Genomic DNA, 22,598 nt, shown 5'->3' with positions numbered 1-22,598 from the left:
ACAAAATAAAAAAATCCCTTACAAAGTTATCGGGTCGATAGAATCTCCCGATGCATGCTTGACAGGCGGTTGGGGTATGCCTAAATTCTCTTCTGAAAATGATAATTATTATCATTTAAAAAGACTATCACGGAGGCGGTAATGGCATACCGAATCAATCCTTCCCAGGCGGCTCTTCCTGCACTGCAGATCTGCGATGCGACCTCGGGCTCGGTGCGCATGGCGCTTCAGTATCCGCACCAGGAGCAGGAGGAGGATCAGGATCTACTGGCACTCAAGCGCGAGGAGGCGATCCACAACCGGTTTCGCCGGCTGTTCCTGCGCACCACCGAGCAGTACCTGAAAGGTGAGCTCGAAGCGCAGGAAGCGGTTGCGACCCGCACCGCGCGGTGGCTGGACAAGTAAGGGCCGATGGCGTGTCGCGGCCTAGAGCTGGATGCGCAGTGTCTCGCGGTTCTGGCAAGGTTTGCCGTGCCGCCAGTAGAGCGTGCGCTCGCTCAGGTTCATGACCGTGGAGAAGAGCGTTTCCATCCGCTCGGCTTCGGGGCGTTCATGATCGGTGTGGCAGCAGATCGACATGGGGCTGTGCTCATGGTCGCTGAGGATGTCGAACAGCCCCTCGGGGCTGGCATCGAAGGGCTGCTCCAGGCGCTGGTCGAGCCGGGCCAGGCGGATGTGGGAGTCGGGGCGCGGGTAGTCGGCAACACAGGCAGTCACCGATTCGGCATAGAGATGGTTGGTGTGGGTCACGATGCCGTTGCGGGCGGGCAGCTCTCCCGGTGCGCCGGGGTGCACCTCGAAGCCGCTGGCCTGGCCCTGGCCGCAGGCCAGCAGGAAGTGGGCGGGCGAGGCGACCCGGTCCTCCTCGATGACGCGCCGGGCGGCGGCGTAATCTTCGCTTTCGAGAATCTTGCGCAGGGCGAAGTGAATCGGCAGTCCCTCGCCGCAGGTTTCCGAGCGAATCGCATTGAGACACACGCCGATGCCCTGGGCATTGAGCCCGATCTTGCCGACCATGCCGGCTTCGGTGAGGGTGACCAGCGCGGGTGCGTTGTCAGCCTCGATTCTCAGTGCCACCACGTTGTCGAGCTGATCGGCACGCCAGTCCCAGTTCTGGGCCAGCCATTGGGTGCTCGCGCGCTGAAGGGCGAAGGCGGAGCAGCCGCCGCTGGCCTGGGTCAGCGAGATCTCGCTGCGACAGTTGAGCGCCAGAATGTCGGCAAGCTCGAGCCCTGCGCCCTGGGCGATGCCCTCCACCTCCTCGATGATTGCCGGAAAGCGACGCTCGATGGCCGGTAGAAATGCCAGTGCCCGCTGCGTGGCCGCTGGCCAGTCGCAGCCAACGAAGTCCTGGAAGAGCTGGTCGTAGACGCGGATGCTGCGGTGAATCTTCTCGGCGTGCCGGCGACCATGGGCCAGGCCGATGTCGCCTCGGCTGCCGTGCAGTTCGGTCAGCTCGGTCATGTTGCCTCTCCTTGGTCGTATTGCGTTGAAGCCCCGCTGAGCTGGCAAAAGAAGTGAAAAAAACAGCTTCCTTATCATCCATTTAACAAAGAATAGCCAAATATTAGCGTTGGCACGAACCGCTTGTGTTTTTGCGTGAACGCTTCCAGAGTAATGACGGTACCCATCTAACTGGCAACAACGAGAACAATCATGAAGAAAGCTCTGTTAGCGATGGCGGTGGCTGCCGCCACGACGGCCTTTGCAGGACTGGCGCAGGCCGAGGTCAAGATAGGTTTCCTGGGTGGCTTCACCGGCCCCATCGAAAGCCTGACGCCCCCGATCTACGATGGCGCCCAGCTGGCGGTGGCCCAGGTCAATGAGCAGGGCGGCATCCTCGATGGCCAGACCCTGGCGATGCCCAGCGGCGATACTACCTGTGCCGATGCCTCGGCGGCATCCAACGCCGCGGATCGCATGGTCAATACCGAGAACGTGACCGCCATCGTCGGCGCGCTGTGTACCGGCGCCACGGTGGCGGCAGCCAACAACGCGGCGATTCCCGGCGGGGTGGTGATGGTATCGCCGGCCTCCACGGCCCCGGCGGTCACTGACCTGAACGACAACGACCTGGTATTCCGTACCGTGCCCTCCGACGCCTTCCAGGGCGAGATGCTGGCCAAGCTGGTGCTTGCCAAGGGTTTCGACGAAGCGGCAGTGACCTACGTCAACAACGACTACGGTCGTGGTCTGGCCGATGCCTTCACTGCCACCTTCGAGGCCGAGGGCGGCACGGTCGCCGCCAACGAGGCGCATGAGGATGGCCGTGCCGACTACCGCTCCGAGCTTGGCTCGCTCTCCTCCACCGGCGTCGAGACGCTGGTGGTGCTCGCCTACGCCGATGGCTCCGGACAGACGCTGCTGCGCCAGGCCTACGAGAGCGGCATGTTCACCCAGTACGTGGGGGCCGACGGCATGGTCGGCGACAGCCTGGTCGACGCGGTGGGCGCCGATGTGCTCGAGGGGATGATCGCCACGCGTCCGGGTAGCCCCGAGATGCCCGGCACCGATCGCTTCGCCGAGATGGCCGAGGAAGCGGGTATCGACCCCAGCGCGGTGTTCGCCGCCCAGGCCTACGATGCCGCCTTCCTGCTGGCACTTGCCATCGAGAAGAATGGTAGCGCCGATCGCGAAGGGCTCGCCGAGGCGCTGCGTGACGTGGCAAGCGCACCCGGCGAGGTGATCCTGCCCGGCGAGTGGGAGAAGGCCAAGCAGCTGATCGCCGATGGAGAGGAGATCAACTACGAAGGCGCCTCCGGCACCCAGGACTTCGACGAGAATGGCGACGTGCCCGGCGTGGTGGTGGAAATGGTCGTCGAGGATGGCCGCTTCGTCAGCAAGGGCTTCGTGGATCTGTAAGTTCAGCAAGGCTGGTCCGTAGCAACGAAGGCCCCGGCGGTTACCCGCCGGGGCCTTCGTTCGTCTGCCGGGTGCGTTATCGCAGCCAGGGACACCTCAGTGGTGGTGAGGGACCTTTTCCGGCAGCAGGCCACGTGGCGCGTAGCGCAGCACCAGCGAGATCAGCAGGCCGATCACGAACACCCGCGCCTGCAGCGCACGGCTGGTGATATTGGCCGGCGGCTCCCAGCCGAACCAGCCCTCGCCGATGTAGATGGCGACGTTCATCAGAAACAGCGCCAGCGGCTCGGACATCAACCAGATGATGTAGACCAGCACGGCGCCGAAGATGGTGCCGAGGTTGTTGCCAGGCCCGCCCAGGATCACCATCACCAGCACCAGGAAGGTGTGGTTGAGCGGCAGGAAGCCCTGCGGGTCGAAGATGCCGTTGAAGCTGGTCAACGCCGCCCCGCCGATGCCCATCAGGATGCAGCCGAGCACGAAGATCTCCAGGCGGCGTCGGTTGATGTCCTTGCCCATCGCCGCGGCCGAGACTTCATTGTCGCGAATGGCACGGATCATGCGCCCCCAGGGGGCGTGGTAGGCGCGGTGCAGCAGGAAGAAGATCGCCGCGATCATCACCGCCGTGACCGAGAGGTAAAGCGCGCGCGCCAGCACGAAGCCGAGCTCGCTTGGTCCCGGCGTAGGCCAGGGCAACGGCGAGACGGTGGCGGTGCCGCGGGTCAGCCAGTCGGAGTTCTTGAGAAACGCCTTGATGATCTCGGCGATGCCCAGCGTGGCAATGGCCAGGTAGTCGCTTCTGAGCCCCAGGCAGATATGCCCGATGAAGTAGCCGATGGCGCCGGCCAGCGCCCCGCCGACGATCCAGCCGATCCACGCCGGCAGCCCTAGCCCGCCGATGAAGCCGGCCCGCGACTGGATCTCGTCGGTCACCTCGCGCATGGCACTGATCACCACCAGATAGAGCACCACCGCCAAGGTGACGGCGATGATCGTGCGCAGCCGCCTGGGCACGCCGAGCCGGTCGAGCTTGGTGGCGCCGTACACCACCAGCACCGCCGCCGCCAGGTAGAGCAGCACGCGGCCCAGTTCGCCGGGCAGCTCGGTACCCCAGAAGGCGTCGTTGACAGGGATGCTGAAGAACATCGCACAGAAGCCACCCAGGGCCACGAAGCCCATCACGCCGGCATTGAACTGTCCGGCGTAGCCCCACTGGATGGTCAGGCCCAGCGCGATGATCGCGTAGCAGGCGGCCTCGACCAGCATGCGCGTGCTGTAGGCCGCGCCCATAAAGAAGTAGATTGCCAGGATGGCGACGAACAGACCGATAAACAGCACGGTCTCACGGACAGGAAGCGTTCTTGTCATTAGAGGACCTTCCCTTTGAAGATGCCGGTGGGGCGCCACACCAGAATGGCGATCAAGATGAAGAAGGGCACCACGATCTTGTACTCGGTGCTCACGAAGGCCAGGTTGCGCGGGATCTCCAGCCACTCCGGCAGGCGCTCCTGGAAGGGGCGCAGCAGGATCGCCCAGTTGAACACCGCCAGTGTCTCGGCGAAGCCGACCACGAAGCCCCCGGCGATGGCGCCATAGGGGTGGCCGACGCCGCCGACGATGGCGGCGGCGAAGATCGGCAGCAGCAGGAAGAAGCTCAGGTCGGGCTTGAAGGTGACGTCCAGCGACAGCAGCGTGCCCGCCATGGCGGCAAGCGAGCCGGCGATCACCCAGGTCACCGCGACGATGGTGTTGGTGTTGATGCCGGAGGCCTGGGCCAGGTCGGGGTTGTCGGACATCGCGCGCATCGCCTTGCCCAGCCGCGAGCGGCTCAGAAACAGGTGCAGGCCGACCACCGCCGCCGCCACCAGCACGAACAAAATCACCTGCGGCTCGGTAACGATGATCGGTCGCGTTACCGCCTCGAAGGGCAGCTCGAGGCGGTAGATCTCCTTGCGCTCGGCGATGTAGAGGCTTTGTGGGCTGGTGCCGGCGAACAGCCGCAGCAGCCCCTGCAGCATCAGCGTCACGCCCAGCGAGCCGATCACGATGACGATCGGCTTGACGCCATGCGCGCGCAGCGGCTTGTAGAAGGCGCGGTCGATCCCCACCGCCGCCAGCGCCGTGACCAGCATGGCGATGGGCAGCATGACGATGGCGGTAGGCAGACCCACCATGGCGCCCGCTTCAGGGAACATCAGCGTCAGCAGCAGCACGATGAAGGCGCCCAGCGTCATCATGTCGGCATGCGCGAAGTGGGCAAAGCGCATGATGCTGAACACCAGCGTCACGCCGATCGCCCCCATGGCGTAGATCGAGCCGGTCACGCTGCCGGCCACCACCACGTTATTGATGAAAAATACCAGTTCGTTCAAAGCGACCTCTCCTGCAGATGGCGCAATCGCCAGCGCTTGCCACGGTTGTTGTTGTGCCGGGCGCTCAGCCGCCCAGGAAGCTCTTGGCGACCTCGGGATCGTTGAGCAGGTTCTCGCCGCTGTCGGTGAAGCGGTTCTGTCCGGCGGCCAGCACGAAGCCCTTGTGGGCGATGGCCAGCGCCTGGCGGGCGTGCTGCTCGACCATCAGAATGCCCACACCTGCCGCGTTGATCTTCTTCACCCGCTCGAAGATCTCGCTCATGTAGAGCGGCGAGAGCCCGGCGGTGGGTTCGTCGAGCAGCAGCACGCTGGGCTCGACCATCAGCGCGCGACCCATCGCCACCATCTGGCGCTGGCCGCCGGAGAGCTCGCCAGCCGGCTGCTTGCGCTTCTCCTTGAGCGGCGGGAAGAAGTCGTAGATCTGCTCGAGCATGCGGCGGAAGTTGCCGGGACGGATGAAAGCGCCCATCTCGAGGTTCTCCTCCACCGTGAGGCTCGGGAAGATGTTCTTCTCCTGGGGCACGAAGCCCATGCCCAGGTGCACCAGCCTGTTGGGCGCAAGGTTGGTGATGGGCTCGCCGCGCAGCAGGATCTCGCCCTGGTTGACGTTGAGCAGGCCGAAGATCGCCTTGAGCATGGTCGACTTGCCGGCGCCGTTGGGGCCGACGATGACGCCGATCTGATCGGCCTCGATCGACATCTCGACCCCATTGAGGATGTTCATGCCGCCGTAGCCGCCATGAACGTCCCGTGCATCGAGTAGAGGCATGGATGGTTTCCTGCGAATGCGTTGTCGTTGGTGTTATCGGTCAGGCGCGCTCAGGCGGCGGTAGAGCCAAAGTAGGCCTCGATGACCTCGGGATTGCTGCGTATCTCTTCGATGCTGCCCTCGACCATCACCTGGCCCTGGGCCAGCACGATCACCGGGTCGCAGAGCCTGGCGATCATCTCCATGTCATGCTCGATGACCAGGAAGGTGTAGCCAAGCTCGCGGTTGAGGCGCTCGATATTGGTGATCAGCTCGCCGAGCAGGGTTCGGTTGACCCCGGCGGCGATCTCGTCGAGCAGTACCACCCGTGCGTCGGTCATCATGGTGCGGCCGAGTTCGAGCAGCTTCTTCTGGCCGCCGGAGAGGTTGCCGGCCAGCTCGTTGCGCACATGGTTGAGACCGACGAAATCGATCACCTCGAGCGCACGGCGGCGCACCTCGCTCTCCTGCTCGCGCACGCGCGCCGGCTTGAACCAGGTGGAGAAGAGGTGCTCGCCCTCCTGATGCGGTGGCACCATCATCAGGTTCTCCAGCGCCGTCATCTGCGAGAATTCATGCGCGATCTGGAAGGTGCGCAGCAGCCCCTTATGGAAGAGCCGGTTGGCGGGAAGGTTGGTAATGTCTTCGCCGTCGAGGGTGACATGACCGCTGTCGAGCGGCAAGGCGCCGGCGATGATGTTGAACAGCGTGGACTTGCCGGCACCGTTGGGGCCGATCAGCCCGGTGATCGAGCCTTTTTCCACACTGATGGAGCAGTCGTTGATGACCTTCAGGCCACCGAATGACTTGTGTACGTGACTGACATCGATAATCGCTGACATGGAGTAACCCGCATACAGTTTTTATTATCGTCGCTGGCCCGGCCGACGTGTGGCGGCCGGGCAGGCGGATCAATTATTGCTGCTGTTGACAATGAAGGTGCGTCCCGCGGCGAAGGCACCGACGATCACGGCTGCCCCCAGGGCGGGGATCAGGTAGCCATCGACCTGCGGGATGGTGCGCAGGAACACGAAGGAGACTGCCGCCGGTGCAATGAAGCGTACCAAGAAGCGCCAAGTCTTGAACCACGCCTCCGAGGTGCGCAGCTCCTTCATCACTTCGCTCTGGGTCAGTGCCCAGCCAGCGAACAGCGCGATCAACAGGCCACCCAGCGGCATGAAGATGTTGGTCAGCAGCTCGATGAAGTCGAAGGCGCTACGCCCGAACAGGGTATGGAAGATCGTGCCTTCGGCCCACACGTTGAAGCTGACCACGGTCAACAGCCCCATCATCCAGCTGGCGGCGACCATCAGGCCGACTGCCTTGGGGCGGGTCATGTCGAAGCGCTCGACCAGGAAGGCCGCGACCGGCTCGATCAGCGAGATCGACGAGCTGATCGCCGCCCCCAGCACCAGAATGAAGAACACGCCGCCAACCAGGCCGCCGAAAGGCATCTCTGCGAATGCCAGTGGCAGCGAGACGAACATCAGGCCTGGGCCCTGGCCGGGGCTCAGGTCGGCGCCGAACACCAGCGCGAAGATCGCCAGACCGGCGACCATCGCCACTGCGGTGTCGACGAAGGCCACTGCGATGGCGGTGCGGGTCAGCGATACCTCGCTGGACATGTAGGCGCCATAGGCCATGATCGCGCCCATGCCGAGACTCAAGGTGAAGAACGACTGCCCCATCGCCTGCAACCAGCCTTCGAGGCTCAAATCCTCAAAATTGAAGGTGAACAGGAACGCTGCCGCCGCACCGATATCGCCATTGATCACGCCATAGATCAGCACCACCAGCAGAATCACGAACAGTGCTGGCATCATGATGCGCAGGCCGCCCTCGATGCCCTTGTGGATGCCCATGCCGACGATCAGGGCCGAGGCGATGATGAACAGCGTGTGGTAGAGCACCAGCAGCCACGGCGAGGCGAGCAGGTCATCGAAGCTGGCGCCGATGGTGGCGGCGTCGGCACCACTCAGCGAGCCGGTGAACATCAGCCCGGTGTAGTGCACGGCCCAGCCGGCGATCACCGAATAGAAGCTCAGGATCAGGAATGCCGAGGCGGCGCCCAGCCAGCCGATCGACTCCCAGGCCCGCGAGGTATTGTGTGTCTTGATCAGATGGCGCATGCCCATGATCGGGCTCTGTCGGCTGGTGCGGCCGAGCATGGTTTCGGCGATGAGGATAGGGATACCCACGGCGAAGATGGTCAGCGCGTAGATCAGAATGAAGGCGCCCCCGCCGTTCTCCCCGGTCAGGTAGGGGAAGCGCCACAGGTTGCCAAGGCCCACTGCCGAGCCAACCGCCGCCAGCAGGAAGGTACCCTTGTGCGTCCAGACGTTATGCGTACTCATATTGTGTCCTGAAGATATTGTGTCGGCCTTGTGGGCCTTGCGAAAACCGTACGCGAGTTTACTCGCGCCTAGCGCCGACGTTAAGGCGTGGTATCACCTATCGTCGTCATTATCGTCGGATTCCTCGCTCTTGCCGCGCGGCTCGAAGGCGCGGGACTCATTGGGCAGACGCACGGTATCGCCCAGCGCAAGCTTGTCATGCGATTTGATGCGAGCACCGTCGTCGGGGTCGATCATGGCCACGACATCGCCGATGCTGGTGCCATCCACGTGCGCCGCCACCTTGATGCGCACCACCTTGCCCTTGAAGCGGGCCGACAGAATGTCGCCGGGGCCGGGTTCGGCATGCTGATGGGGATGATGGGCGAAATGGGCGCTCACGCTGTCGCGGCCGGGATCGTCCCACTCGACGTGCTTGTGCATCGTTGTTCTCCGTCGGAAATCCTAGAACGCGCGTTTGACTATAGAGTAGACCGCTTTACGACCCACAAAAAAAGCCTACCGGCCTAGGTAAGCTTCAACGCTTGCATGCATAGGGCACATGAAGACGCGATCCAAGGGAGCCTTTCATATTGATAGATCAAGTAAATAAAGGTCATTTGAATATTCGATAACGATGGATTTTTATATATTTTTGATTTCCAAGATAAATTTCTACACGTATTGAGGCTTTAGGCTTTGGGATGATTGTTCGTCCGTCTGGAGAACTCTAGGCTAGATTCGTATCGCGCATAATTGTACGCCTAGCGAACATGGCCTGTCGGGTCGTCACTGCACAATGCCTTTCCCCGTGTGTGCTCAGGCGCTGTCATGCATAAAAAAGATAACGAGAACTGGAGTTCGTCATGACCCTACCACGTCACTTCACACGCGCGGCGCTCGGCCTCTGCGTCGCTGTTTCCCTCGCCGCATCCCCGCTGTGGGCCGGTGAGGTGCCAGAGACGATACGCATCGGTTACGCCGTCTCGGATACCGGCCCATACGCCGGGGGCGCCGGTACCACCATCACGCCCAATTACAAGCTCTGGGTACATGAGGTCAACGAGGCCGGCGGTATCCGGATTGGTGATCGTCAGGTGCCCATCGAAGTGGTCGCTTACGACGATCGCAGCAGCTCGGAGGAGGCGGTCAGGGCGGTCGAGCGGTTGATCAATCAGGATGAGGTGCACTTCGTGCTGCCTCCCTGGGGCACGGCGCTCAATCTCGCCGTGGCCCCGGTGCTCCACCGTGCCGGTTATCCCCACCTGGCGGTGACGGCGGTCTCCAATCATCAGGAAAACCTGATGTCACGCTGGCCGCGCATCTTCTTCTTCCTGAGCATGTCGAGCCACTACGCTGAGGGCATCGTGGATATGCTCACCGAGTTGCGTGACAGCGGCGAGATCGAGGGCCGGGTGGCGATGGTCAATGTCGCCGACCAGTTCGGTATCGAGTTGGCCAATGCCGCACGCGAGCGCCTGGACGCGGCAGGCTTCGAGGTGGTCTACAACCAGGCCTACCCGCCCGGCACCCAAGACATGCAGAGCATCATCAACAGCGCACGCCAGCGTGATCCCGAGGCTTTCCTCGCCTTCAGCTACCCCCCCGAAACGATCGCCATCACCGACCAGGCGCAAACTCTGGGCTTCAACCCACCACTGTTCTATACCGCGGTAGGTACCGCCTTCCCGCTCTACAAGAGCCGCTTTGGCGACAACGTCGAGGGGGTGATCGGTATCGGCGGGGTGGAGAGTGACAGTGAGGCGATGATGCAGTACATCGAGCGCCATACCGAGGTGATTGGCCAGGCGCCCGATCTGTGGGCCAGCGCCCCGACCTACGCCAGCCTGCAGGTACTGCAGCAGGCGATCGAGCGGGCCGGCAGCATCGATCATGAGACGGTGGTGGCGGAAATGGAGAACGGCACCTTCGAGACGGTGCTCGGTGAGATCACGCTGGATGGGCGCGTCTATTGGGAGGGCTGGCAGGTGGGCCAGTGGCAGGACGGCATGTTCCGTGCCATCGCCCCCATGGATCGCGACGGTGCCAGCGAGCTCCTCCTGCCCAAACCCGACTGGCGTTAACCGCCACTGCACGGCGGGCCAAGTGCCCGTCGTTTCCTCTCACGATAGCTAGACAACCACAGGGACAAGACATGGCGTTTCTCGATGCCCTGCTCAATGGCCTGACGCTGGGCGGTATGTATGCCCTGGTGGCCATGGGACTGACCTTGCAATATGGCGTTGCCCGCATCATGAACCTCTCCTATGGGGAGTTTTTGATCGCGGCGGCCTTTGCCACCTACTGGCTCTTCCAACTGCATGCGATCAATCCGTTGCTGGCGCTGTTTCTGGTCGTCCCGGTGGCGTTCGCGCTCAACTGGCTGATCTATCAGGTGCTGCTCAACCCCTTGGTGAAGCGTTCGCGCACCCGGGGGGAGCTCGAGGTCAACAGTATCCTGGCCACCTTCGGGCTGCTGTTCGTCATCCAGGGGCTCGTGCTGCTGCTCTTCGGCAGCAATTACTTCAGCTACACCTACATCAATACCGTGGTGATGCTGGCGGGCTCGCCGCTGGCCATGGATCGGCTGCTGGCGGTGGGCTTCGCCGTGGTGATCGGCGCCCTGCTCTATCTGGCGCTGATGCGGACACGGCCGGGCACCGCGCTGCGTGCCGTCTCCGTCGACCCCCGGGCAGCCCAGCTTGTCGGCATCAACGTTCGTGCGGCTTCGGCGATGGCCTTTGCGCTTGGCGGTGGCCTGGTCGCCGCCAGCGGCGTGCTGGTCAGCATGTTCACTACCTTCAATGCATCGATGGGCGTGGTCTTTACCATGAAGGCGCTCATCGTGGTGATCATGGGGGGGGCTGGCAACCTGCTCGGCGCCCTGGCCGCCGGGTTGATCCTGGGATTGGCGGAGAGCTTCGTCTCGACCTACGTGGCACCGGGACTGACGCTTGCCGTCACCTTCGCGCTGTTCCTGCTGGTATTGCTGGTGCGGCCTACCGGCATGATGGGGAGGGCCGAGGCATGATGGCACGTTCGGAAATCGCCGGGGCACTGCTCCTCTGCGCGGGTATCGCCTTTTTCGCCCTTCTGCCGGGGTATGTGGGGGGTTATGGCCTCTCCATGGCCATCAACTTCCTGATGTTCGCCATCCTGGCTACCGCCTGGGCCCTCTTCTCGGGACCGACCGGCTATGTCTCGCTGGCGACCGTGGCCTTCTTCGGCATCGGTGCCTATAGCATGGCGGTACTGGGCGAGACACTGCCCTGGGCCGCGGTGATCGCCATCTCTGCCACGATTGCCTTTGTGATAGCGCTGCTGGTGGGACTCTCCACATTGCGCCTGCGTGGCGTCTATTTCGTCATCTTCAGCTTCGGTCTGGCAGAATTGATCCGCCAGCTGGTGAACTGGTACGAGTCGACTCACGCGGGCTCGGTGGGGCGCTACGTGTTTCTGGATATCAGCCAGCAGCAGATCGTCTGGCAGCTCACGGCAGTGCTGGCGCTGGTGCTGATCGTCGGATGGCTGATCGGGCGCTCGCGGGTCGGCTTCGCCCTGCGCATGATCGGTGATGACGAAACCGTGGCACTGCACTGCGGCATCAATATCACGCTGATCAAGGTGATGGTATTTGCGCTGAGCGCCACCTTCATGGCCGTGGTGGGCGCCATTCTGGCCCCGCGCTGGACCTACCTCGACCCCAGTATCGCCTTCAATCCCAACATCTCGTTCCAGGTGCTGATCATGGCGTTGCTGGGCGGGGCGCGGCGCCTCTATGGCCCAATCCTGGGTGTCATCCCCATGGTACTGCTGTTTGAATACCTGTCGGCCAACTTCCCGCACCTGTTCAGCGTATTGCTGGGTATCACCTTCCTGGCCATCGTCTACCTGGTGCCCAATGGGGTTGCCGGGCTGTACGACACCTACCGGCGAAAATGGCGTGAGCGTGGCGTGGCTCAACCCGCAAGGGAGGGCAGCGCATGAATAGGTCGACAACGCTACTGTCCGTGCACTCCGTCACACGCAGCTTCGGCAGCCTGCGCGCGGTGAATGAGCTGAGTTTCGAGGTCGCAGAGGGGGAAATCGTGGGTTTGCTTGGACCCAACGGCTCGGGCAAGACGACCATGATGAATCTTGTCTCGGGGGCGCTCAAGCCCGATTCGGGTAGCATTCGCCTAGGCGACGATGAGATATCGGGACTTGCGCCGAATCGTATCGCTCGTCAGGGAATCGCGCGAACTTTCCAGCTGGTGCGTGTGCTTGCCTCGATGGACTGTCTCGACAACGTCAAGGCCGGCATGGCATTCGGCAATACCCCGCTGTGGGGGGCGGCGGCCGATGCCCGTGCTACTGAGCTGCTCGGCCTGGTAGGAATTTCGCATCACGTCGATACCCTGGGCCAAGATCTCACCTACATGAATCAGAAGCGGCTCGAGCTTGCCCGGGCGCTGGCCCTGCAGCCGCGTCTGCTGCTGCTCGACGAGTGGCTGGCGGGACTCAACCCCTCCGAACTGGTCGAGGCTATCGCACTGCTACGCAAGGTGCGCGACGAAGGCGTCACCATGGTGATGGTCGAGCATGTCATGGATGCGATCCGCTCGCTCTGCGGGCGCTGCGTGATCATGAATGCCGGCAGCAAGATCGCCGAGGGCACCCCAACTCAGGCGCTGGCCGAGCCGGAGGTGATTCGCGCCTACCTGGGAGACGATGACGATGCTTGAGGTACGCAATGTGTCAGCCGCCTACGGACAGCACCTTGCACTGCAGGGAGTCGATCTGTCGGTGGGTGAGAGCGAAATGGTGGTGATGTTGGGGGCCAACGGGGCGGGTAAATCTACCTTGCTCTCGGTGATCGCCGGCCTGGTGCCGCCTCGTGCCGGGAGTGAGGTGCGCCTGGCGGGAGTCGACCTGTTGAGCCTGCCCGCTCACCAGATCGTCGAGGCCGGGGTGGCGCTGGTACCTGAGGGGCGGGGCATCTTCGGAGCCATGACAGTACGCGAGAACCTTCTGCTCGGGGCCTATCCGCGCCGCGCGCGCACCGAGGAGGGTGCCAGTTTGGAGCGGGTCATGGCGCTCTTTCCCAAGCTCAAGGAGCGTCTGGGGCAGGTGGCAGGCAGCATGAGCGGTGGCGAGCAGCAGATGGTGGCGATCGGCCGGGCGCTGATGTCGGCCCCCAGGCTATTGTTGCTCGACGAGCCCTCGCTGGGCCTCTCACCGCTGATGGCCAGTGAGCTGTTCAAGGCACTGGAGCGAATCCGCGAGATCGAAGTCAGCGTGCTGTTCGTCGAGCAGAACGCACGCAAGAGTCTGGCGATCGCCGACCGTGGCTACCTGATAGAGACGGGCAGAGTGGTGGGCGAAGGGAGCGCCGAGACGCTGCGCTCCGACGAGTCGGTGCAACAGGCCTATCTGGGATTGTCCAAACGCGCCTGAGCTTACCGCCACCGGCAGCGCCTCGCTTGGGCGGGGCGCACGCCTTCTCAACGGAACAGATGCCGGTCCACGCCTGCGGCTTCGAACAGATAGTCGCGTGAGGCGGTCAACTCGTCACGCAGCCGGGGAATGTCCGCCTCGAGCAATTCTCCGCGCCATTTGCGAATCCTTCCCGCGACCAGCACCGTCTCGACGTTGTTGCGCTCCATCAGCGTCACCACCGCGCCGGGGACGTTGTTCAGCGGTGCGACGTTGATCGCCTCGGCATCGAGCAGGAGGATGTCGGCTTCCTTGCCCGGCGTCAGCGAGCCCACCTTGTGCTCCAGGCGCAGCCCCTTGGCCCCGCCCATGGTTGCGTAGCGAATCACCTCGCGCGGGGTTAGCAAGGAGGGTCTCTCCTCCTCGCCCTGCAGCGCCAGCTCGTTGACGAACATGCGCTGCAGCGTCAGCGTCGAGCGCATCTGGGTGAAGAAGTCGGCGGTCATGGTGCACTCCACGTCGCTGGAAAGCGAAGGCAGAATGCCCAGCTCCGAGGTCTTCATCAGCGGCGGCGTGCCGTGGCGCATGGTCATCTCGATGGGGACCGCGAGCGAGACATGCGCCCCGGCATCACGTACCGCCCGCCAGGCCATGTCGCTCATCCCCGTCATGTGGATCAGGATGTGGCGCTCGTCGATCTGGCCGCTGGCGGCAATTTCGTCGAATGTCTCTGCCATGTCCAGGCCACCGACCACGTGGTAGGCGAGCGGTAGGTCCAGCTCGCGAGCGAGTGCCCAGGAGGTCTCGTGGTCGGGCAGGTAGATCTCGCCGCCCATCACCATGCTCATCAGGCCGTCGGCCGAGAGCCCCTCGCCTGCTGAGAAGTACTGCTGGCGAATGCGCCGCGCGTCCTGGGGGTATTGCGTGCGCTCTCCTTGCCCCTCGAAGTAGCCGAATACGCTGCGTCGCACGGAGTCGCGCAAGCCCTCGATGGCGGCATCGGAGTGCTCGGGGCTGTGGTGGATCTGACTGGTGTCCATCACCGTCGTGACCCCGGCGTCGAGCTGGCTGAGCGAGCCGAACAGCTCGCTGATATAGACGTCCTCGGGACGGTACACCGGCGTCAGCTGGCCCAGGATGTCGTCCATGTAATTGGGCGATCCTTCCAGCGTGCCATCGTCGAACATGATGCCGTCGGCCAGGAAGCTGCGCAGCGCGGTCTCGAACAGGTGGTGATGCGTGTCGATGAAGCCCGGCATGACGATGCGCCCCGCCGCATCGATGACCTCGGCATCGCCGGCGTCGAGGTTGACGCCGACAGCGACAATGCGGCTGCCTTCGATCAGTACATCGCCGCGCTCGAAATCGCCCACCGTGTCATCCATGGAGAGGACATGGCCGCCGCGGATCAGGACGCGTCGCCCAGGCTCGCCGCTGTGATTCGGCATGTCCCGCTGCGTCTGCGTGGAGGTGTGCGTCGACGCGGAGGCAGAAGAGAGCAGCCCTCCACCGGCAATCGCTCCCGCCCCGGTCAAGGCGCCCTTCAGAAAATCCCGCCGAGTGGCTCCCGCACGCGCTCTACAGATGTCGCACATCATGTTTCCCCAGTGAAGTCTCGTTAACGGCAAGCTTGGATGATTTACCCTAGGCCTTATCCGGGCATCTGGCCAAGTCACTGGACAATCCGGCATGGCGAAAATTAAAAAACCGGTGCCAGATACTGGCACCGGTTTTTCGGGTCTATCCGCTACGCCGTACAAGATCGCATGGCGACAAGCGAGCGGGAAAGCGCTTACTTCTTGCTGGCGCGCTTACGCTCGTTCTCGGTCAGATGCTTCTTGCGCAGGCGGATGTGGTTGGGCGTGATCTCGACCAGCTCGTCGGAGTCGAGGAACTCGATGGCCTGCTCCAGTGAGAACTTCACCGGCGGGGTCAGCACGATGTTCTCGTCGTTCCCCGTGGAACGCATGTTGTCGAGCTTCTTGCCCTTGGTCGGGTTGACCACCATGTCGTTGGCGCGGTTGTTGATACCGATCAGCATGCCTTCGTAGACCTCGGTGGCGTGATCGATGATCAGCTTGCCGCGCTCCTGCAGGGCATATAGGGCATAGGCCAGTGCCTTGCCTGGCACCATCGAGACCAGCACGCCATTGCGCCGTTCGATGGAGGCGTCGGGCTTGAGCGGGCCGTAGTGATCGAAGCGGCTGGTGAGGATGCCGGTGCCCGAGGTCATCGTCAGGAACTGGCCGCGGAAGCCAATCAGCCCACGCGCGGGGATGATGAAGTCCAGGCGTACACGACCCTTGCCGTCGGGGTTCATGTTGGTCAGCTCGCCCTTGCGGTAGCCGAGCTCCTCCATGACGGCACCCTGGTGCTGCTCCTCGCAGTCGATGATCACCTCTTCGTACGGCTCCTGCTTGACGCCGTCGATCTCCTTGATGATCACCTCGGGACGGCCCACGGCCAGCTCGAAGCCTTCGCGACGCATGGTCTCGATCAGCACCGAGAGGTGCAGCTCGCCACGTCCGGAGACCTTGAACTTTTCGGGAGTTTCGCCCGGCTCGACACGCAGCGCGACGTTGTGGATCAACTCCTGCTCGAGGCGCTCCTTGATGTTGCGGCTGGTGACGTACTTGCCGTCACGCCCGGCGAATGGCGAGTCGTTGACCTGGAAGGTCATCGAGACGGTGGGTTCGTCGACCGACAGCGGCGGCAGTGCCTCGACGGCGGCTGGGTCGCACAGGGTGTCGGAGATGGAGAGATTGTCGATACCGGTGATGCAGACGATATCGCCAGCATCAGCCTGTTCGGTCTGCACGCGCTCCAGGCCCATGTGGGTCATCACCTGACCGATCTTGCCCTTGCGGGTCGCGCCATCGACGCCGACCACCACCACCTGCTGGTTGGGCTTGACGCTACCGCGCTTGATGCGGCCAAGGCCGATGACGCCGACGTAGCTGTTGTAGTCGAGCGCCGAGATCTGCATCTGGAAGGGGCCGTCGAGCTCGACCTTGGGCGGTTCGACGATGTCGACGATGGACTGCAGCATGGGCGTCATGTCGTCGGCCAGCGATTCCGGATCCATGCCGGCAATGCCGTTGAGCGCCGAGCAATAGATGATCGGGAAGTCGAGCTGCTCGTCGGAGGCACCGAGATTGTCGAACAGATCGAAGATTTGATCGATGACCCAGTCGGGGCGAGCGCCGGGACGGTCGATCTTGTTGACCACGACGATCGGCTTGAGGCCCTGGGCAAACGCTTTCTGAGTCACGAAGCGGGTCTGCGGCATGGGACCGTCGACGGCGTCGACCAGCAGCAGCACGGAATCGACCATCGACATCACGCGCTCGACCTCGCCACCGAAGTCGGCGTGTCCAGGAGTGTCGACGATATTGATGTGGTAGACCTCGTCGGAACCGGGAGCCTGCCAGCGGATCGCCGTGTTCTTGGCCAGGATGGTGATGCCGCGTTCCTTCTCCTGGTCGTTGGAGTCCATGATGCGCTCCTGACCCTCGGCCTTGCGGTCCAGCGTACCGGACTGGCTCAAGAGCTTGTCGACCAGCGTAGTCTTGCCATGGTCAACGTGGGCGATGATGGCGATGTTGCGAAGTTTCTCGATCACGACGGGATCCTGCAGCGAAAATTGGGGCGCATTATAGTATCTAGCTCGCAACCCCTACCAGCATTGTGGCCAGAAATCTGCACCTTTCGTCGCGTATCCTGCTAATTCAACGGCCTGGAAGCGTCATGATCTGCATAAAAAATGCCCGCCCCTGCTTCGGACGGGCATTTGCCCAGCGATTGCGCGGTATTCGAGTGAGCGTGGGTGGTTTACGCGTCGTCGGGAACGCCACCCATCTCCTCGAGCAGCGTGCGGTAGCCCTCGGACTGTTCGTTGAGCCTCTCGGTCACCTCATCTTCGGGAACATAGGTCACCGGCATCAGGATCCGCTCTTCGGTGATCTCGATGAAGCGCTCATCCTGGGTGGCAGCTTCCAGCGCTTCGGCCAAGCGCTCGACATGGCTGTCGGGGGTATTGCTCGGCACCATGATGACGCGAATCTCGCCGGTATTGATGTCATAGCCGGCTTCGCGCAGCGAGGGGGCGTCCGGGAAGGCCACCAGGCGTTCATTGTCCAGGCCGAGCAGCACTGGCATCTCGCCGGTTTCGGCGTAGCCGGAGTGAGTGCCGCCGCTATAGCCGAAGTCGACATCGCCGGAGAGGATCAGCGGCGCCATGCCGGCGCCGCCAGAAGTTGGCACGATGCGCAGATCGAGCTCCTCCTGCTTGGCGATGTATTCGATGACCAGCCGGTCCAGCGCGGTCTGGGTGGCGTAGCTGGTACCGGGGTTCTCACGTGCATACTCGACCACCTCTTCCCAGCTGGCGCTGAAGGGACGATCTTCGCCGGTGACGATCGCGGCCTGGCCGACGGTAATGCCGGCGACATAACGGAAGTCGTCCAGCGCGAAGCTGGTTTCGGTGGCATGCGGGCCGAAGGTCACCGTACTGGAGGTACCGAAGGCAAAGGTATAGCCTTCGTCACGATTGTTGGCCAGGCGTGCCAGGGCGACGGCACCGCCGGCGCCGGGCTGGTTGACGACATTGACCGGCTGTCCCAGCTCCTCTTCCAGCACATTGGCGAGCACCCGGGCCTGAATGTCGGTACTGCCGCCAGCGCCGAAGCCGACCACCATGGACAGCGGCTGGCTGGGGAAATCGTCGGCCTGGAGTTGCCCGGCGATGCCCAGGCTCATGGTGGCGGAAATTACCGCCGTGGTAAGCAGTTTCATTCGCATGGTGTAGTCCTCTTGTTGATTGTCGTTAATGGCGGTTGAAAGGGGCCCTCAAGCGGCACGTAGCTCCGCTCGCTTGCGATAACCACTCCAGCTCAGGTGAAGGGCCATCAGCACGGTAGCGATGCAGAAGGTAAGGGCGATGGGGCGCTGCAGCAGAATCGAGATCTCGCCTCCCGACAGGATGATCGACTGACGCAGGTTCATCTCGAGCATCGGGGTGACGATGAACGCCACCAGGAAGGTCACGAAGGAGTAGTCAAATTTCTTGAGGAAGTAGCCAAACAGGGCAAAGCCGAATACCACCAGCATGCCGAAGGTACCGTAGCCTTGGACCTGAATGCCGGCCAAGCACAGGAAGATCACCACTGGGATCACGATATGCGACGGTACGCTGGTGACCTTGGCGAACAACCGCAGGCCATACCAGCCTACGCCAAGCATCAGGATACTGGCCACGATCATTCCCGAGAACAGCGTGAAGAGCATTTCCGGATGGTCGCGCAGCATCAACGGGCCGACCTGAATGCCGTGGATCATGAAGGCACCCACCAGCAGCGCCGCCGAGACGCTGCCGGGAATGCCCAGACCGAAGAGCGGGATGTAGCTTGCGGGGATCACCGCATTGTCGGCCGATTCCGAGGCGGCGATGCCTCGTGGGTTGCCCTTGCCGAAGCTCTCGGGATCCTTGGCCGAGCGCTTGGCCAGGCCATAGGACATGAACGAGCCCACCGATGGGCCAAGGCCCGGCAGGGCGCCCACGAAGGCGCCGATGCCGGTGCCGCGAAGAATGGTCGGCAGGATGGTCTTGAACTCCTGCCAGCTCAAGTCATCCTGTTTGCGGTCCTTGCCGAGGCCTATCGGCTTCTCGTCGCGATTGCGGCGATAGTGATCGAGCTGCACGAACATCTCCGACAGTGCCAGGGTGCCGATCACCAACGGCAGGATCGGGACCCCCTCCATCAGCTCGGCGAAGCCGAACGTCAACCGCATGGCGCCGGTTTCCGGGTCTAGCCCCACCGTGCCGAGAATGATGCCCATACCGCCGGCGGCCAGTCCCTTGAGGAAGGAGCCCCCCGCCATGCCGGCGATGAAGACCAGGGCGAATAGCAGGATGGCGGTGAGTTCGTAAGGGCCGAACTTGAGCGCCACGGCGGCGAAGGGAATCGCGACGGCGATCAGCAGCAGGGTGGCCAGCAGGTCGCCGATCACCGAGGCGAGCAGGCCGATCTTGAGCGCCTTGCGCGGCTTCCCTGCCCGCGCCATGGGGTAGCCATCAAGACAGGTCGCCGCCGAGGAGGCCTCGCCTGGGGTGTTGAGCAGAATCGCCGAGACGGCACTGCCGGCAGCGGTTCCCTTGGAGAGACCGATAAGAAAGGCAATGGCGGCGTAGGCGGACATGTAGAAGGTCAGCGGGATGGCGATGGCGATCGCCACCGAGCGGTTAAGACCGGGAATCACACCCACCAAATAGCCCAGTACCACCCCGCCCAGCACTACCATGATGGCATTGAAGCCCAGGGCGGCAACGAAGGCATTGAGAATCGCATCAAATCCAATCATCTCACACCACCCCGATACGCATCAGATAGACGGTTAGCACATAGAGTCCCGCCGTCGGTAACATGGCGCTCAACGTCAGCACGTACCAGCGTCGCTCGCCAAGGATCAGGAGCAGGGCGCCGATCAGCAGGGGAGCGATGTAAGTCAGAGGGAGGAGGATCGACAGCAGGATGAATGTCAGCACGTACAGGAACGGCCAGAGGAGTTGCCAGAGCTGCTCTGCGCCCGGCATGTTGAACAGAGGTTCTTGCGAGCGACGTAACTGAATACCGCTCAGCACTGTGAGTGCAAGCGCGCAACCGAGCATCAGCCAGGCGCCGAGTGTGGCGAGCAGCTGTGGAGGCAGACCGAAGGCGGCGCCACTGCCACCATAGAGAGGGATTATCCAAGCGAGTAGCACAAGAGCGAGCAGGCTGACACCTAACCCTGACCAGAAATTCATGCGTATCATGTTGAGGCTGTCCCGATCCGTCGGCTGGTGCTGCGCAGCGATAAGGAGTACATGGGCGAAGGGTGGCTGAGACGCTGAATCACGAGCACCTATAATTATTCGTTATTTAGTTAAGCGCCCTGCAAAACTATCGGGATGATTTCGTCGCCTCAAGGAGAAGAGTCTACGAAATTTAAACGGAATGGGGTCAGTTTGCGGACGGCGCTTGCCAGCGGCCCAGCAACCAGTCGTAGAGCCGCCCAGGGCTTTGTGCCACTGGCTGGCTGATTGGAATGCGCGGAATGGCCAGAGGGTCCTGGTCGGGAGTCAACCAGCCGCCGCTGCCGGCCAGGGCGAGCTGCACACCGCAGCGGTGGGCCAGGCGTCTGAGGCGAGGCGAAGGCGTGCTGTCAGGAAACGCGAATGCCTCCAGAGGAGAGTGGCAGAGCCGCTTGAGATCCTCTCTCGAGCGGCGGATATGCCAGCAGATGCGTTCATCACTGAGTGGCTCAAGCGACTCCGGCAATACCCCATGCGCCCCGAAGCGCATCAGACCGCCGTTTTCCAAGCGTCTGACGCTGAAGGGATCGAGACCGTGAGGTGGCTGATCGAGAAGCGCGTGAAGTGTTTCTGCGACCTGGTTGAGCAGGATGGGGTCGGCTTGGCGCAGTTGCGTCATGTACCCAAGCAGCGCACTGCTGTAAGCGTGGTCGGGGTGAGGCGGCGGCATCGGTGGCAGCGGCAGGCCATTGTCGCCCAAGGCATCACGAATGCGCTCAGGGTTTTGGCGTGACCAAAGACCCTCGCCGATCACCTCCCACCAGAAGCCCCGTGGGCGGCCCAGCAGGCCGGTGGTCACGAAGATGCTGGCGGGCAGGGCATAGTGATCCAGTAACGGGGCGGCAACCTCGGCATTGTCTCGCCAGCCATCGTCGAAGGTCAGCGCGATACATGCCTGAGGATCGTGATGGGGTTTGAGGGCGGTGTTCAAGCTGACGATCCGCGACACTTCCACCAGGCTCATCAGCAGATGATGGAAGCTCTCCGGCCCCAGGCAATAAGGGGCCCGGTGTGGCAAGCGGGCCGCCTCCTCGTCAGGCAGCACACGATGCAGTACCAGAATGGCGCTGCGGCCCTGGAGCGGCTCCGCCAAGCTGCGTCGCCAATGACCGCGCAGGCGTTGCGCGATATCCCTGACCAATCCCTCTCCTTTCATCAAGCCTCCTTTCCCGGGGCATGCCCCTTTCGTGCATCCGCGGGATGGCATTCCTTGCCAGTGTTTCCTTATAAGGCGCCATCCTATTATAGCGGCTTATGACATTTATAATTCCAGCTCGAGAACGCGTGCCTGGCAGGCGCGCAGGCGCGTCACGAGATCCTGATGCGCGGTATCGTCAAGGGCAGGGTCAAAGCCGCCGATCCGCTCGAACCATTCATAAGCGACACACAACACGCCGGGGCGTGGCGGCATCGGCCACAGTCGTCTCAAGCCGCGTGTCAGGCCTTGTGTGGCGATCTTCCGCTTCGGGCGTAGGATCACTGCATCCCAGGAAGTTTTGCTCAGCCACTGGTCGGCTTTGATGATCCAGTCATTGCTCAGCCTGGCGCGGGGGGTAGCGAAGACCAGGTGGCGTCCTCGGCTGCGCCGAGCGATCTCATTGCTGCGTGCGCCTATCGAGGGAAGCGCAATCGTGGAAAAGCGAGCGCCGTAGCGTCGACTCAGGGAGGAGAGATAAGTGTTCTCGCTGATGGCGACGACTTGTACTTCGATGATGCCTGGATAGCTACTGGTGGCGTTTTGCAGCATGGCCAGGCTGCGAGGCAAACGAGATGCCATCCAGTGAGAATCGATAATGACAAAGTAGGCATCCATCGATGCGCTTGTCCCTTGGTCGTGCTCTACACAAGACCTGGAAGCGATGGCCATTTACATTTCCTGTCGGTCTGATGACGAGTGCTTGCATGGGTAGCGAGGGAAAACAGAGCGGTCTCCCGATTTGTAATTAAGAGTATCGTTTCGGTGTGTCAAAGTATCAATGGTTTACATTGATGATTTTAGCCATGCTGCGATTGAGTCC

General features: G+C 62.6%; 21 protein-coding genes. 7 read left to right on the top strand and 14 right to left on the bottom strand.

The features are described from left to right. Positions 1 to 141 precede the first annotated feature (141 nt). Positions 142 to 405, top strand: a complete 264-nt coding sequence (locus HJD22_RS00360) for a hypothetical protein (protein WP_208653876.1) — start codon at positions 142 to 144, stop codon at positions 403 to 405. Between the two features lie 21 nt (positions 406 to 426). Here HJD22_RS00360 and HJD22_RS00355 read toward each other — a convergent pair whose 3' ends face one another. Next, on the bottom strand, positions 427 to 1,464 hold the full coding sequence (locus tag HJD22_RS00355; RefSeq protein ID WP_208653877.1) for a C45 family peptidase: 1,038 nt from the start codon (positions 1,462 to 1,464) through the stop codon (positions 427 to 429). A 189-nt stretch (positions 1,465 to 1,653) separates the two neighbouring features. Here HJD22_RS00355 and HJD22_RS00350 point away from each other — a divergent pair, with 189 nt between their 5' ends. After that, the gene (locus HJD22_RS00350) at positions 1,654 to 2,862 is read left to right on the top strand and encodes an ABC transporter substrate-binding protein (RefSeq protein ID WP_208656716.1); all 1,209 of its coding nucleotides are present in this window, start codon (positions 1,654 to 1,656) and stop codon (positions 2,860 to 2,862) included. A gap of 96 nt (positions 2,863 to 2,958) precedes the next feature. Here HJD22_RS00350 and HJD22_RS00345 read toward each other — a convergent pair whose 3' ends face one another. The 6 genes from HJD22_RS00345 to HJD22_RS00320 all read right to left on the bottom strand — a co-directional run bounded on the left by HJD22_RS00345 (position 2,959) and on the right by HJD22_RS00320 (position 8,759). Then, a complete protein-coding gene (locus tag HJD22_RS00345) occupies positions 2,959 to 4,230 on the bottom strand; it encodes a branched-chain amino acid ABC transporter permease (RefSeq protein WP_208653878.1) in 1,272 nt (423 codons plus the stop codon). Next, positions 4,230 to 5,234: a branched-chain amino acid ABC transporter permease gene (locus tag HJD22_RS00340; RefSeq protein WP_208653879.1), complete on the bottom strand. Its 1,005-nt coding sequence runs from the start codon at positions 5,232 to 5,234 to the stop codon at positions 4,230 to 4,232. The genes HJD22_RS00345 and HJD22_RS00340 overlap by 1 nt, the downstream gene beginning before the upstream one ends. Before the next feature lie 64 nt (positions 5,235 to 5,298). Further along, the gene (locus tag HJD22_RS00335; protein WP_208653880.1) at positions 5,299 to 6,003 is read right to left on the bottom strand and encodes an ABC transporter ATP-binding protein; all 705 of its coding nucleotides are present in this window, start codon (positions 6,001 to 6,003) and stop codon (positions 5,299 to 5,301) included. A 50-nt stretch (positions 6,004 to 6,053) separates the two neighbouring features. After that, positions 6,054 to 6,824 carry an ABC transporter ATP-binding protein gene (locus tag HJD22_RS00330; protein ID WP_208653881.1) on the bottom strand — a complete coding sequence of 257 codons (771 nt, stop codon included), beginning with the start codon at positions 6,822 to 6,824 and terminating at the stop codon, positions 6,054 to 6,056. Between the two features lie 69 nt (positions 6,825 to 6,893). Then, positions 6,894 to 8,336 carry a sodium-dependent transporter gene (locus HJD22_RS00325; protein ID WP_208653882.1) on the bottom strand — a complete coding sequence of 481 codons (1,443 nt, stop codon included), beginning with the start codon at positions 8,334 to 8,336 and terminating at the stop codon, positions 6,894 to 6,896. A 93-nt stretch (positions 8,337 to 8,429) separates the two neighbouring features. Further along, the gene (locus tag HJD22_RS00320; protein ID WP_208653883.1) at positions 8,430 to 8,759 is read right to left on the bottom strand and encodes a hypothetical protein; all 330 of its coding nucleotides are present in this window, start codon (positions 8,757 to 8,759) and stop codon (positions 8,430 to 8,432) included. A 422-nt stretch (positions 8,760 to 9,181) separates the two neighbouring features. On the opposite strand from HJD22_RS00320, the gene HJD22_RS00315 reads away from it, so the two are divergent. From HJD22_RS00315 to HJD22_RS00295, 5 genes are all read left to right on the top strand, one after another. After that, entirely contained in the window at positions 9,182 to 10,399 is a 1,218-nt protein-coding gene (locus tag HJD22_RS00315) for an amino acid ABC transporter substrate-binding protein (RefSeq protein WP_208653884.1), read from the top strand. A gap of 71 nt (positions 10,400 to 10,470) precedes the next feature. Next, positions 10,471 to 11,346, top strand: coding sequence for a branched-chain amino acid ABC transporter permease (locus HJD22_RS00310; RefSeq protein WP_208653885.1), 876 nt, complete (start codon positions 10,471 to 10,473; stop codon positions 11,344 to 11,346). Further along, entirely contained in the window at positions 11,343 to 12,302 is a 960-nt protein-coding gene (locus tag HJD22_RS00305; protein WP_208653886.1) for a branched-chain amino acid ABC transporter permease, read from the top strand. Before HJD22_RS00310 ends, HJD22_RS00305 begins: the two co-directional genes overlap by 4 nt. Beyond that, positions 12,299 to 13,039: an ABC transporter ATP-binding protein gene (locus tag HJD22_RS00300; RefSeq protein ID WP_208653887.1), complete on the top strand. Its 741-nt coding sequence runs from the start codon at positions 12,299 to 12,301 to the stop codon at positions 13,037 to 13,039. The genes HJD22_RS00305 and HJD22_RS00300 overlap by 4 nt, the downstream gene beginning before the upstream one ends. Then, positions 13,032 to 13,751: an ABC transporter ATP-binding protein gene (locus tag HJD22_RS00295; RefSeq protein ID WP_208653888.1), complete on the top strand. Its 720-nt coding sequence runs from the start codon at positions 13,032 to 13,034 to the stop codon at positions 13,749 to 13,751. Before HJD22_RS00300 ends, HJD22_RS00295 begins: the two co-directional genes overlap by 8 nt. Positions 13,752 to 13,798: 47 nt before the next feature. Here the strand turns inward: HJD22_RS00295 and HJD22_RS00290 are convergent, their stop codons facing one another. The 7 genes from HJD22_RS00290 to HJD22_RS00260 all read right to left on the bottom strand — a co-directional run bounded on the left by HJD22_RS00290 (position 13,799) and on the right by HJD22_RS00260 (position 22,393). Beyond that, positions 13,799 to 15,328, bottom strand: a complete 1,530-nt coding sequence (locus tag HJD22_RS00290; protein WP_283101511.1) for an amidohydrolase family protein — start codon at positions 15,326 to 15,328, stop codon at positions 13,799 to 13,801. Between the two features lie 194 nt (positions 15,329 to 15,522). Continuing rightward, positions 15,523 to 17,352 carry a translational GTPase TypA gene (gene typA / locus HJD22_RS00285; protein WP_208653889.1) on the bottom strand — a complete coding sequence of 610 codons (1,830 nt, stop codon included), beginning with the start codon at positions 17,350 to 17,352 and terminating at the stop codon, positions 15,523 to 15,525. 209 nt (positions 17,353 to 17,561) lie between these two features. Further along, the gene (locus tag HJD22_RS00280; RefSeq protein ID WP_208653890.1) at positions 17,562 to 18,530 is read right to left on the bottom strand and encodes a tripartite tricarboxylate transporter substrate binding protein; all 969 of its coding nucleotides are present in this window, start codon (positions 18,528 to 18,530) and stop codon (positions 17,562 to 17,564) included. Positions 18,531 to 18,578: 48 nt separating this feature from the next. Then, positions 18,579 to 20,090: a tripartite tricarboxylate transporter permease gene (locus HJD22_RS00275; RefSeq protein WP_208653891.1), complete on the bottom strand. Its 1,512-nt coding sequence runs from the start codon at positions 20,088 to 20,090 to the stop codon at positions 18,579 to 18,581. Position 20,091: 1 nt separating this feature from the next. Beyond that, a complete protein-coding gene (locus HJD22_RS00270) occupies positions 20,092 to 20,541 on the bottom strand; it encodes a hypothetical protein (RefSeq protein WP_208653892.1) in 450 nt (149 codons plus the stop codon). 187 nt (positions 20,542 to 20,728) lie between these two features. Continuing rightward, positions 20,729 to 21,736, bottom strand: a complete 1,008-nt coding sequence (locus tag HJD22_RS00265; protein WP_208653893.1) for a polysaccharide deacetylase family protein — start codon at positions 21,734 to 21,736, stop codon at positions 20,729 to 20,731. A 105-nt stretch (positions 21,737 to 21,841) separates the two neighbouring features. Next, positions 21,842 to 22,393 carry a hypothetical protein gene (locus HJD22_RS00260; protein ID WP_208653894.1) on the bottom strand — a complete coding sequence of 184 codons (552 nt, stop codon included), beginning with the start codon at positions 22,391 to 22,393 and terminating at the stop codon, positions 21,842 to 21,844. Positions 22,394 to 22,598 lie beyond the last annotated feature (205 nt).

It is taken from the genome of Halomonas sp. TA22 (assembly GCF_013009075.1).
GTDB lineage: Bacteria > Pseudomonadota > Gammaproteobacteria > Pseudomonadales > Halomonadaceae > TA22.
The sequence above is the reverse complement of the archived record's forward strand: the minus strand, read 5'-3'. Positions and strand labels throughout refer to the sequence as shown.

Excerpts from the sequence above, each read along its gene's own strand:
- HJD22_RS00345 (WP_208653878.1), bottom strand. The coding sequence starts at position 4,230 with ATGACAAGAACGCTTCCTGTCCGTGAGACCGTGCTGTTTATCGGTCTG.
- HJD22_RS00335 (WP_208653880.1), bottom strand. The coding sequence starts at position 6,003 with ATGCCTCTACTCGATGCACGGGACGTTCATGGCGGCTACGGCGGCATG.
- HJD22_RS00260 (WP_208653894.1), bottom strand. The coding sequence starts at position 22,393 with ATGGATGCCTACTTTGTCATTATCGATTCTCACTGGATGGCATCTCGT.
- HJD22_RS00355 (WP_208653877.1), bottom strand. The coding sequence starts at position 1,464 with ATGACCGAGCTGACCGAACTGCACGGCAGCCGAGGCGACATCGGCCTG.
- HJD22_RS00320 (WP_208653883.1), bottom strand. The coding sequence starts at position 8,759 with ATGCACAAGCACGTCGAGTGGGACGATCCCGGCCGCGACAGCGTGAGC.
- HJD22_RS00315 (WP_208653884.1), top strand. The coding sequence starts at position 9,182 with ATGACCCTACCACGTCACTTCACACGCGCGGCGCTCGGCCTCTGCGTC.
- HJD22_RS00290 (WP_283101511.1), bottom strand. The coding sequence starts at position 15,328 with ATGATGTGCGACATCTGTAGAGCGCGTGCGGGAGCCACTCGGCGGGAT.
- HJD22_RS00265 (WP_208653893.1), bottom strand. The coding sequence starts at position 21,736 with ATGAAAGGAGAGGGATTGGTCAGGGATATCGCGCAACGCCTGCGCGGT.
- HJD22_RS00295 (WP_208653888.1), top strand. The coding sequence starts at position 13,032 with ATGCTTGAGGTACGCAATGTGTCAGCCGCCTACGGACAGCACCTTGCA.
- HJD22_RS00330 (WP_208653881.1), bottom strand. The coding sequence starts at position 6,824 with ATGTCAGCGATTATCGATGTCAGTCACGTACACAAGTCATTCGGTGGC.
- HJD22_RS00300 (WP_208653887.1), top strand. The coding sequence starts at position 12,299 with ATGAATAGGTCGACAACGCTACTGTCCGTGCACTCCGTCACACGCAGC.
- HJD22_RS00360 (WP_208653876.1), top strand. The coding sequence starts at position 142 with ATGGCATACCGAATCAATCCTTCCCAGGCGGCTCTTCCTGCACTGCAG.
- HJD22_RS00275 (WP_208653891.1), bottom strand. The coding sequence starts at position 20,090 with ATGATTGGATTTGATGCGATTCTCAATGCCTTCGTTGCCGCCCTGGGC.
- HJD22_RS00310 (WP_208653885.1), top strand. The coding sequence starts at position 10,471 with ATGGCGTTTCTCGATGCCCTGCTCAATGGCCTGACGCTGGGCGGTATG.
- HJD22_RS00280 (WP_208653890.1), bottom strand. The coding sequence starts at position 18,530 with ATGCGAATGAAACTGCTTACCACGGCGGTAATTTCCGCCACCATGAGC.
- HJD22_RS00325 (WP_208653882.1), bottom strand. The coding sequence starts at position 8,336 with ATGAGTACGCATAACGTCTGGACGCACAAGGGTACCTTCCTGCTGGCG.
- HJD22_RS00305 (WP_208653886.1), top strand. The coding sequence starts at position 11,343 with ATGATGGCACGTTCGGAAATCGCCGGGGCACTGCTCCTCTGCGCGGGT.
- HJD22_RS00270 (WP_208653892.1), bottom strand. The coding sequence starts at position 20,541 with ATGATACGCATGAATTTCTGGTCAGGGTTAGGTGTCAGCCTGCTCGCT.